The 11,454-nt window shown below is 70.8% G+C and carries 7 protein-coding genes; 6 read left to right on the top strand and 1 reads right to left on the bottom strand.

Annotated features, from left to right (window positions below):
• Positions 1-26: 26 nt before the first annotated feature.
• The 5 genes from glgX to glgB all read left to right on the top strand — a co-directional run bounded on the left by glgX (position 27) and on the right by glgB (position 10,047).
• Positions 27-2,159 carry a glycogen debranching protein GlgX gene (gene glgX / locus FHX46_RS12990; protein ID WP_167113716.1) on the top strand — a complete coding sequence of 711 codons (2,133 nt, stop codon included), beginning with the start codon at positions 27-29 and terminating at the stop codon, positions 2,157-2,159.
• 391 nt (positions 2,160-2,550) lie between these two features.
• Positions 2,551-4,536 (top strand): maltotransferase domain-containing protein, encoded by a 1,986-nt coding sequence (locus tag FHX46_RS12985; protein WP_167121442.1) that lies wholly within the window; start codon positions 2,551-2,553, stop codon positions 4,534-4,536.
• Positions 4,537-4,658: 122 nt separating this feature from the next.
• Positions 4,659-6,470 (top strand): maltose alpha-D-glucosyltransferase, encoded by a 1,812-nt coding sequence (treS, locus tag FHX46_RS12980; protein WP_167113713.1) that lies wholly within the window; start codon positions 4,659-4,661, stop codon positions 6,468-6,470.
• A gap of 1 nt (position 6,471) precedes the next feature.
• On the top strand, positions 6,472-7,857 hold the full coding sequence (locus FHX46_RS12975; protein ID WP_167113710.1) for a maltokinase N-terminal cap-like domain-containing protein: 1,386 nt from the start codon (positions 6,472-6,474) through the stop codon (positions 7,855-7,857).
• A gap of 3 nt (positions 7,858-7,860) precedes the next feature.
• Positions 7,861-10,047, top strand: coding sequence for a 1,4-alpha-glucan branching protein GlgB (glgB, locus tag FHX46_RS12970; protein ID WP_167113707.1), 2,187 nt, complete (start codon positions 7,861-7,863; stop codon positions 10,045-10,047).
• A 53-nt stretch (positions 10,048-10,100) separates the two neighbouring features.
• On the opposite strand, the gene FHX46_RS12965 is transcribed toward glgB, so the two are convergent.
• On the bottom strand, positions 10,101-10,877 hold the full coding sequence (locus tag FHX46_RS12965; protein WP_167113704.1) for a TetR family transcriptional regulator: 777 nt from the start codon (positions 10,875-10,877) through the stop codon (positions 10,101-10,103).
• Between the two features lie 121 nt (positions 10,878-10,998).
• On the opposite strand from FHX46_RS12965, the gene FHX46_RS12960 reads away from it, so the two are divergent.
• Entirely contained in the window at positions 10,999-11,451 is a 453-nt protein-coding gene (locus FHX46_RS12960; RefSeq protein WP_167113701.1) for a hypothetical protein, read from the top strand.
• Positions 11,452-11,454 lie beyond the last annotated feature (3 nt).

The raw sequence follows: 11,454 nt of genomic DNA, 5'->3' as shown, positions 1-11,454 counted from the left end.
TCGGGGGTGCCTGGGACAATCGGGCCATGGCCATCCGACCTGCCACCGACAACCTGCTCGCCGGGCGCCCGTTCCCGCTGGGCGCGCACCCGGAGGGCGGGGGCGTCCGGTTCGCCGTGACCTCGACCGTCGCCGACGCCGTGGAGGTGTGCCTGATCGGCGACGACGGCACCGAGCGCCGCGTCGAGCTGACCGAGCGCACCTTCGGTGTGTGGCACGGCCTGGTGCCCGGGGTGACCTCCGGTCAGAAGTACGGCTACCGGGTGCACGGCCCGTACGACCCGTCCCGCGGCCTGCGCTGCAACCCGGCGAAGATCCTCGTCGACCCGTACGCCACCCGGATCACGGGCGCGCTCACGGACCTGAGCGCGGCGCTGGGCTACGCGGGCGATCCGATGCAGCACCGGCGGTCGAAGGTGGACTCGCTGGGCAGCGTGCCGCTGTCGGTGGTCAGCTCGCACGGCGGCCCGGACACCGGGGTGAAACCGGAGGTGCCGTTCGAGGAGTCGGTCATCTACGAGATGCACGTCAAGGGCTTCACGCAGCGCAACCCGGAGATCCCGGCGAACCTGCGCGGCACCTACCTCGGGCTGGCGCACCCGGCGGCGATCGAGCACCTGGTGCGGCTCGGGGTCACCGCGGTGGAGCTGCTGCCGGTGCACTGGTTCACCGAGGAGCCGTACCTGGTGCGCACCGGGCGCAAGAACTACTGGGGCTACTCGCCGCTGGGCTACTTCGCGCCGCACGCGGGGTACGCGAGCGAGCCGGGCCGGGAGGTGGCCGAGTTCCGCACCATGGTGGCGGCCCTGCACGCGGCCAACATCGAAGTCATCCTGGACGTGGTGTTCAACCACACCTGCGAGGGCGGGCTGGACGGCCCGACGCTGTCCTTCCGCGGGCTGGATGCCCCGGCCTACTACGTGCACGCCGGGCGCGGCAACGTGATCGACCTGACCGGGTGCGGCAACACCCTGGAGGCGCGGTCGCCGACGGTGATCCGGCTGGTCACCGACTCGCTGCGGTACTGGGCCACCGAGATGGGCGTCGACGGGTTCCGCTTCGACCTGGCCAGCACCCTGGGCCGGCCCGGTGGCGGCGCGTTCGACCGGGATTCGGCGCTGCTGACGGCCATCACCACCGACCCGGTGCTGTCCCGCTGCAAGCTGATCGCCGAGCCGTGGGACGTGACCGGGCACGGCTACCGGGTCGGCGACTTCGGAGCGCAGTGGGCGGAGTGGAACGGCCGCTACCGCGACACGGTCCGCGACTTCTGGCGCGGTGCCGCCGGGGTGGACGACCTGGCGTTCCGCCTGTCCGGCTCGTCCGATCTCTACGACCACAACCTGCGCCGCCCGTGGCAGTCGATCAACTTCGTGACCGCCCACGACGGGTTCACGCTGCGGGATCTGGTGTCCTACAACGAAAAGCACAACGAGGCCAACGGCGAGGACAACCGGGACGGCACCAACGACAACCGGTCCTGGAACCACGGCGCCGAGGGCGAGACCGGCGACCCGGAGGTCCGGGAGCTGCGGGGCCGGCAGGCGCGCAACCTGCTCGCCACGCTGCTGCTGTCGACGGGCACCCCGATGCTCGTCGCGGGCGACGAGCTGTGGCGCACCCAGGGCGGTAACAACAACGCCTACTGCCTGGACGACGAGACCTCGTGGCTGGACTGGTCCGGCGACCCGGACGCCACCGCGATGCTGGCGTTCACCCGGCGGCTGGTCCACCTGCGTGCCGCCAGCCCGGCGCTGCGGCAGCCGGAGTTCTTCGAGGGCCGCACGACACCGACCGGGCGGCCGGATCTGATCTGGTTCCGCCCGGACGGCGAGGAGATGACGGAGGAGGACTGGTTCGACGGCGGCCGCCGCACGCTGATGATGTGGATCGACGGCTCCAACAGCCAGTCCCGCACCCGAGAGGGCGAACTGATCGCCGACCACTCGTGGCTGCTGATCCTGCACGCCGGGGGCGAACCGGTGAAGGTGACGCTGCCCGGGCCGGAGTTCGGCGCCACGCTGAAACCCACCCTGGACACCACCACGCCCGACGGCAGTCCCGCCACGCCGGGCGCCCTGACGGCCGGCAGCCGGCTGACCATGCCCGCCCGGTCGCTCCTGCTGCTGCGCGCGCCGCGCGACATCACGGTGAGGTAGCCGCGAGCTGCCCCGCGGTGCGCCGGGCCCTCCGGTCACGCTGCGCCACGGGCGGACCCGGTTACCGCCGGGTATGCCGGGGCCTCCCGGTGCGGCCGCAGCAAGCCCTTTCGGGCTGACGCCCGTTGGGGTTGCCCGGCTTGCCTGAACAGCGTTGAAGGGTCGACAGTGCGGCGGGAACAGCGCGGGACCGGACCACGCCGTGAAGCCCGGGTTACCAGCCGGTGACCACACTGGACACACATGGCCCGCCGACGGAGAGTGAACACCGAAGAGGTAGTTTGCCCACGTTCGCAGCTGGGTACTTCCTTTCGAAGACCTGTTTCTCCCCACCGGGCCGTCGGGTGGGGTCTGCACATTCCGACAACTTCTGGTGAGAGGGGCGCTGCCGATGACCGGCCGGCTCGGCATCGACGACGTGACCCCAGCGGTCAGCTGTGGCACCTACCCGGCGAAAGCGGTGGTGGGGGAACACGTTCCGATCTCGGCGACGGTCTGGCGGGAGGGTCATGACGCGGTCGCCGCGACCGTCTCCTGGCGTGGCCCGAACGACCGGATCTCCCGCCGCACCCGGATGACCGAGCAGGGCACTGGTCTGGACCGCTTCGGCGCGGTCATCGTCCCGGACGCGGAGGGCCTGTGGACCTTCCGGGTCGACGCCTGGAGCGATCCGTGGTCGACCTGGAAGCACGCCGTCAAGGTCAAGGTCGCCGCGGGGCAGGACGCCCACGAGCTGGCCAACGACCTGGAGACCGGCGCCCGTCTGCTGGACCGGGTCTCGCGCCGCCCGGACCGCCGCCGGGAACGAGCCCTGCTCGGCAGCGCCGCGCACGCCCTGCGCGACGGCGAGCGCTACCTCGCCGAACGCGTCGGGCCGGCGTTGTCCGTGGACGTCGACCGGATCATGCACGAGTACCCGGTGCGGGAACTGGTGACCAAGGGCAAACCGATGCGCATCTGGGTGGACCGGGAGCGCGCCGCCTTCGGGTCCTGGTACGAGTTCTTCCCGCGCTCCACGGGCGGGTGGGACGAGCAGGGCCGCCCGGTGCACGGCACCTTCGCCACCGCCGCCGAGGCCCTCGACCGCATCGCGCGCATGGGTTTCGACGTCGTCTACCTGCCGCCGATCCACCCGATCGGCCGCGTCAACCGCAAGGGCCGCAACAACACCCTCAACCCGGACGAGCACGACGTCGGCTCGCCGTGGGCCATCGGCTCGGACGAGGGCGGGCACGACGCGGTCCACCCGCAGCTGGGCACGCTCGACGACTTCGACGACTTCGTCGCCCGTGCCCACGAGCTCGGCCTCGAGGTCGCGCTCGACCTGGCGTTGCAGGCCGCCCCCGACCACCCGTGGGTGCTGAAGAACCCGGAGTTCTTCACCACCCGCCCGGACGGCAGCATCGCCTACGCGGAGAACCCGCCGAAGAAGTACCAGGACATCTACCCGATCAACTTCGACAACGACCCGGAAGGCATCTACGCGGAGGTACTGCGCGTGGTGCTGCACTGGGTCTCGCACGGGGTGCGGATCTTCCGGGTGGACAACCCGCACACCAAGCCGCCGGACTTCTGGGCGTGGCTGATCAAGACGGTCAAGGACGCGCACCCGGACGTGCTGTTCCTGTCCGAGGCGTTCACCCGCCCGGCGCGGCTGTGGGGCCTGGCCAAGCTCGGCTTCACCCAGTCCTACAGCTACTTCACGTGGCGCACCACGAAGCAGGAGCTGATCGAGTTCGGTGTCGACCTGGTCGAGCACTGGGACGTGGGCCGCCCGAACCTGTTCGTCAACACCCCGGACATCCTGCACGAGTCGCTGCAGAAGGGCGGGCCGGGCATGTTCGCGCTGCGCGCCGCCCTGGCCGCGACCCTCTCCCCGTCGTGGGGCGTCTACTCCGGCTACGAGCTGTACGAGAACCAGCCGGTGCGTGAGGGCAGCGAGGAGTACCTCGACTCCGAGAAGTACGAGCTGCGCCCGCGTGACTTCGAGCAGGCGCTCGCCGAAGGGCGCTCGCTGGAGCCGTGGCTGACGAAGCTCAACGCGATGCGCCGGGCCCACCCCGCTCTGCAGCAGATGCGCACCCTGCGCTTCCACCACGTGGACAACGATGCGCTCCTGGCCTATTCCAAGCAGGATCCGGCCACGGGCGACACCGTGGTTGTCGTGGTCACGCTGGATCCGCACCAGGCGCAGGAGGGGACGGTCTGGCTCGATCTGCCCGCTCTCGGCTTCGACTGGCACGAGCGGCTGATCGCGCACGACGAGGTCACCGGTGAGACCTGGGACTGGGGCCAGGCCAACTACGTGCGCCTCGAACCGTGGCGGTCGGTGGCGCACGTCGTCGCCGTGCAACGGCGGCTGGCCGGCCGGGACTGAGACCGGCCGGGACCGGGACAGCCGTTCCGACAACAGAGTTTCCGCAACCGCGAACCCCCGGCGCACCGACCGGCGCCGGGGTACTGGAACGCACCCGGATGAGGTGGGGAGAGGTGGAGTTCATGGACGAAGACGCCCGGCCCGACGCGGCGCTCGGTCTGGAGGGCATCCCGCACACCGGTGAGGCGATGACCCCCGACGGGATGCTGGTCGAGCCGCAGGCCGACGATTTCACATCCGCGAAGCAAGCGCCGGACAACCCGCACTGGTACAAGTCGGCGGTCTTCTACGAGGTGCTGGTGCGCGCGTTCGCCGACTCCAACGGCGACGGCACCGGCGACCTGCGCGGCCTGGCCGGCCGCCTGGACTACCTGGAGTGGCTCGGGGTCGACTGCCTCTGGCTGCCGCCGTTCTACGCCTCGCCGCTGCGGGACGGCGGCTACGACATCAGCGACTTCCGCGCGGTGCTGCCGGAGTTCGGCACCGTCGAGGACTTCGTCTACCTGCTCGACGAGGCGCACAAACGCGGGATCCGGGTGATCACCGACCTCGTCCTGAACCACACCTCGGACATGCATCCGTGGTTCCAGCAGTCCCGGTCCGACCCCGACGGGCCCTACGGCGACTACTACGTCTGGAGCGACGACGACTCGCGCTACGCCGACGCGCGGATCATCTTCGTCGACACCGAGACGTCCAACTGGACCTACGACCCGGTGCGCGGGCAGTTCTACTGGCACCGGTTCTTCTCCCACCAGCCCGACCTCAACTACGAGAACCCGGACGTGGCCGAGGCCATGCTCGACGTCCTGCGGTTCTGGCTGGACCTCGGTATCGACGGGTTCCGCCTGGACGCGGTGCCCTACCTGTTCGAGCAGGAGGGCACCAACTGCGAGAACCTGCCGCGCACCCACGAGTTCCTCAAGCGCTGCCGCAAGGTCGTCGACGACGAGTACCCCGGGCGCGTACTGCTGGCCGAGGCCAACCAGTGGCCCTCCGACGTGGTCGAGTACTTCGGCGACCCGGCCACCGGCGGCGACGAGTGCCACATGGCGTTCCACTTCCCGCTGATGCCGCGCATCTTCATGGCGGTGCGGCGCGAGTCGCGGTTCCCGATCTCGGAGATCCTCGCCCAGACGCCGAAGATCCCCGACGGCGCGCAGTGGGGCATCTTCCTGCGCAACCACGACGAGCTGACCCTGGAGATGGTCAGCGACGAGGAACGCGACTACATGTACGCGGAGTACGCCAAGGACCCGCGGATGAAGGCGAACATCGGCATCCGCCGCCGGCTGGCGCCGCTGCTGGACAACGACCGCAACCAGCTCGAATTGTTCACGGCTTTGCTGCTCTCGCTGCCCGGGTCGCCCGTTCTGTACTACGGTGACGAGATCGGCATGGGCGACAACATCTGGCTGGGTGACCGCGACGCGGTGCGCACACCCATGCAGTGGTCGCCCGACCGCAACGCCGGCTTCTCGGGTTGCGACCCGGGCCGGATCTACCTGCCCGTCATCATGGACCCGGTGTACGGCTACCAGGCGATCAACGTCGAGGCCCAGCGGGACAGCGCCTCGTCGCTGCTCAACTGGACCCGGCGGATGATCGAGGTCCGCAAGCAGCACCACGCGTTCGCCGAAGGCGACTTCGTCGAGCTCGGCGGGTCCAACCCGAGCGTGCTGGCGTACAAGCGCACCTGGATCCGTCCCGACGGGCGGCTGGACATCGTCCTGTGTGTGAACAATCTGTCGCGATTCCCGCAGCCGGTCGAGCTGGACCTGTCGGAGCATCACGGTTGCACGCCCCTGGAGCTCACCGGTGGTGTTCAGTTCCCCGACGTCGGGGAACTGCCTTACCTGCTGACGTTGCCCGGGCACGGCTTCTACTGGTTCCAGCTGCTGGACGCGGACGCGAAGGCGAGGCGAGGTGAGTGACTTGACCGATCCCCGTGACCTGGTCGGCGCGCTGGTGACCGAACTGCCGGGGTGGCTGCCGGCGCAGCGGTGGTTCGCCGGGAAGGACCGCCCGATCACGGCGGTCCGCCCGCTGAGCACGACCGTCCTGATGGAGGGCGACCCGCTCCTGCTCCACCTCGTGGTCGAGGTGGAGCAGGACGACCGGCGCGAGCCGTACCAGCTGCTGATCGGCAGCAGGGCGCACCTGCCGGAATACCTCGGCTCGAGCTGGATCGGCACCGAGCGGGGCCTGCCCTGCTACGAGGCCACCGGGGACGCCGACCTCACCAGCAGGCTGCTCGATCTGCTCGCCGAGGGCGCGCACATCGGTTCGCTGCGGTTCGAGCTCGAGCCGGGCGCGCAGGTGCGCGGCGGGCTGCGGGCCCGGCCGGTGGGTGCGGAGCAGAGCAACACCTCGCTCGTGTTCGGGCACCACTACATCCTCAAGCTGTTCCGCAAGCTCACCCCGGGCGAGAACCCGGACCTGCGGCTGCACCGGGCGCTGCACGGGGTGGGCTGCAAGCACATCGCCGAGCTGCTCGGCTCCATCACCGGCGAACTCGCCGGGGAGCCGGTCACGATCGGGATGCTGCAGAAGTTCGTGACCGACGCGGTGGACGGCTGGGCCATGGCCACCACCAGCGTGCGTGATCTGATGGCCGATCCCGAGCTGCCCCCCGACGAGGTGGGCGGCGATTTCGCCGGGGAGGCGCAGCGGCTCGGCCAGGCTGTCGCCTCCGTGCACAGCGACCTGCGGCAGGCCCTCGGCGACGAGATCGCCGACGAGGGCGAGTTCGACCGCACGGTCAAGGCGATGCGGGATCGTCTGGACACCGTCGCCAGGGCGGTGCCCCAGCTGGCCGAGCACACCACCGCGCTGCGGGCCGCCTTCGAGAAGGTGCGGTCGGTCCAGGGCCCGGTGACCATGCAGTTCATCCACGGCGATCTGCACCTGGGCCAGGTGCTGCGGACCGTCACCGGATGGCTGCTGATCGACTTCGAGGGCGAGCCGGCCGCCCCGGCGGCCGAGCGGGTGGCGCTGCGCTCGCCGCTGCGGGACGTCGCCGGGATGCTCCGCTCGTTCGACTACGCGGCGCACCAGATGCTGGTCGGCCAGGACGAGGACGACCCGCGCCTCACCGAACGGGCGCTGGAATGGGCGCGGCGCAACCGGTCGGCGTTCTGCGACGGCTACGCCAAGGCCGCGCCGGAGACGATCGGCGACCCGCGGTCGCACGCGGATCTGCTGCGTGCCTTCGAGCTCGACAAGGCCGTCTACGAGGTGGCCTACGAACACGCCAACCGGCCGGAATGGCTGAGCGTGCCGCTGGCGTCCATCGCCCGGATCACCGCAGGAGGCGAATAACCCGTGAACGCGGTCCCAGCCGAACTGCCCGGCGCGGCCCCGCCGCCCGCCGACATCGACCGGCTGCTCGCCGGCTCGCACCACGACCCGCACTCGGTCCTCGGGGTGCACACGGTGGGCGAGTCGGTGGTGGTGCGCGCGCTGCGACCCGGCGCCCGCCGGGTCAGCGTCGTCGCCGCCGACCACAAGTTCGACCTCGAACGCGTCGTGGACGGGCTGTGGGCCGGGTCGGTGCCCGAGCATCCCGGCGACTACCGGCTCGAGGTCGACTACGACGGCCAGGTGAGCGTGCTCGACGACCCGTACCGGTGGCTGCCCACGGTGGGCGAACTGGACCAGCACCTCATCGGCGAGGGCAGGCACGAGCGGCTGTGGGACGTGCTCGGCGCCCACCCCCGCTCCTACGACACCCCGGGCGGGGTGGTGACCGGCACGTCGTTCGCGGTGTGGGCGCCGACCGCCCGCGGGGTGCGGGTGATCGGCGACTTCAACGGGTGGGACGGCCGGTCGCACCCGATGCGATCGCTCGGCTCGTCCGGTGTGTGGGAGCTGTTCATCCCCGGGGTGGAGATCGGCTCCCACTACAAGTTCCGCATCCTGGGCGCCGACGGCCACTGGCACGAGAAGGCCGACCCGCTCGCGTTCGCGACGGAGAAGCCGCCCGCGACGGCGTCGGTGGTCACCGCCTCGGCGTACGAGTGGTCCGACGCCGAGTGGCTGGCCAGGCGCGACGCCACGAACTGGGCCGGCGCCCCGATGAGCGTGTACGAGGTGCACCTCGGGTCGTGGCGGCCCGGCCTGAGCTACCGCGAGCTGGCCGACGAGCTCGCCGGCTACGTGCAGGACATGGGCTTCACGCACGTCGAGCTGCTGCCGATCGCCGAGCACCCGTTCGGCGGGTCGTGGGGCTACCAGGTCACCTCGTACTACGCGCCGACCGCGCGGTTCGGGCACCCGGACGACTTCCGGTACTTCGTGGACCGGCTGCACCAGCGCGGCATCGGTGTGCTCGTGGACTGGGTGCCGGCGCACTTCCCGAAGGACAACTGGGCGCTGGCCCGGTTCGACGGCACGCCGTTGTACGAGCACGCCGACCCGCGCCGCGGTGAGCAGCCGGACTGGGGCACCTACGTGTTCGACTTCGGGCGCAACGAGGTGCGCAACTTCCTGGTCGCGAACGCGCTGTTCTGGCTGGAGGAGTACCACCTGGACGGTCTGCGGGTGGACGCGGTGGCGTCGATGCTGTACCTGGACTACTCGCGGCCCGAGGGGCAGTGGGTGCCCAACCAGTACGGCGGCCGGGAGAACCTGGATGCGGTGCGGTTCCTGCAGGAGCTGAACGCGACCGTCTACAAGCGACACCCGGGTGTGGTGATGGTCGCCGAGGAGTCCACCGCGTGGCCGGGCGTGACGCGGCCGACGCACCTGGGCGGCCTCGGGTTCGGGTTCAAGTGGAACATGGGCTGGATGCACGACACGCTGCACTACCTGTCCCACGACCCGGTGTACCGGTCCTACCACCACAACGAGATGACGTTCTCGCTGGTGTACGCGTGGAGCGAGAACTTCGTGCTGCCGCTGTCGCACGACGAGGTCGTGCACGGCAAGGGCTCGCTGTGGGGCCGCATGCCCGGCGACGACTGGAACAAGGCGGCCGGCGTGCGGTCGCTGCTGGCGTTCATGTGGGCGCACCCCGGCAAGCAGCTGCTGTTCATGGGCGGCGAGTTCGGGCAGGAGCAGGAGTGGTCGGAGGAGCGGTCGCTGGACTGGCACCTGCTGGAGCAGCCGCTGCACAGCGGGATCCAGAAGCTGATGCGCGACCTGAACCGGGTGTATGCGTCCACTCCGGCCTTGTTCAGCGCGGACACCACGGCGGAGGGGTTCGCCTGGATCGACGCGAACGACTCCGGCGGCAACGTGCTGAGCTTCCTGCGCATCGGGGAGGACGGGTCCCAGCTGGCGTGCGTGGCGAACTTCGCCGGGATGCCGCACCACGACTACCGCGTCGGGCTGCCGGTGCCGGGCCGGTGGCGCGAGGTGGTCAACACCGACGCCGAGGTCTACGGCGGGTCCGGAGTGGGCAACTACGGCACCATCGAGGCCGAGACCGAGCCGTGGCACGGCCAGCCGGCCTCCGCGGTGCTGCAACTGCCGCCGAGCGGGGTGCTCTGGCTGACACCCGACGAGTGAGGTTCTAATGGCACGGGGTGCCACTCCCGCCGGGAGTGGCACCCCGTGCCACGTCAGCCGTCGCTGCGGAGCGCCCGGCTGATCTCGCGGACCACTTCGGACAGCGGGGCCGAGGCGCGGAGCACCGCGACCACGGACTCGTCGTCCCGGTCACCGCGCCGTGCCCCGGTGCCGCTGGTACCTCCGGTGTCCGGGAAGTCCGGCGTGTCGCCGAAGGCGTCGATGACGAGGGCGAACGCCTCCTTGGCGTGGGCGTGCGCGTCCTCGGTGCCGCCGCTGCGCAGCCACCGGCGCAGCACGTGGTTGTGCGCCGCCGCGACAGCCGCCGCGGCCACCGAGCCGCGCAGGTCCCACATCGGGTCTCCGGCGGCCTGGAACCGGGCGCGCAGGTAGGTCGCGAGCACGCGCTGGTAGCGGTCGACGCTCGCGACCTCCTTGTCCCGCAGCGAGGGCACGGTCCGGGTGAGCGCGAACCGCTTCACCGAGACGTCCGGGTCGTCGAGGTAGGAGTCCAGGACCAGCCCGACCCCGGCACACGCGACATCGAGCGGGTTCTGCCGGTCGTCCGCGGCGGCGAAGAGCTGCTCGATGCGGACGAGGACCTCCTCGTGGTTCGGGAAGATCGCATCCTCCTTGGACCGGAAGTACCGGAAGAAGGTGCGCCGCCCGACGCCCGCGGCCGACGCGATCTCGTCGACCGTGGTGGCGTCGTACCCCTGCTCGGAGAACTTCTCGATGGCCGCCACGGTCAGGGCGTGGCGCAGCCGTCGGCGCCCCGCGGTGGTCCGGCCCACGCGCGGCCGTGGGGCGGACCGGGACTCGTCGGACATGGGCCGAACCTAACACCCCGGGCTTGCTAAGGGCACGCAGTGCCATTAGCATCACAGCCATCCACCACCGCTTCGGGCACTGCGCCTCGGGTGCCCCGCCTCACCGGGAAGGGGGCCTGTCATGAGCGTCGATTCCGACCTGGGCACCAAACGTCCGGGCAGCACGCCCGTGGACTACCGCCGCACGTTCGGCTGGCCGGTCCATTGGCACAACGGCACCCTGAACTTCGTGATCGGAGCCGGCATCGGCGCGGTCGCGGTGCCCCGCGCCCGGGCCGAGCAGGTGCTGGAAAACCTGACGCGCCAGGGCTGCCGCGGGCCCGCGCTGAGCGTGCCGACCAAGCACGGCTCCGTGGTCATCTTCCTCGTCGAGGCCGACATCCTGGGCAGCGACGCCGAATTCCTCCCGCCCGACGTGCGGGTCCTCACCGCCGGCACCTCGATCCCGATGCCGGGCACCCACGGCGCCGCGAACCTCGCGCGCTGGATCGTGCCGCCGGACCCGCAGCAGCGCTGGCTGCCCAGCCTGACGGCCGTCCTGGCCGCGATCCGCTCCGCCGGCCGCTACCGCTGACCC

Source organism: Amycolatopsis viridis (genome assembly GCF_011758765.1).
In the GTDB taxonomy this organism is placed as follows: domain Bacteria; phylum Actinomycetota; class Actinomycetes; order Mycobacteriales; family Pseudonocardiaceae; genus Amycolatopsis_E; species Amycolatopsis_E viridis.
This window is presented reverse-complemented; position numbering and strand designations above follow the sequence as displayed.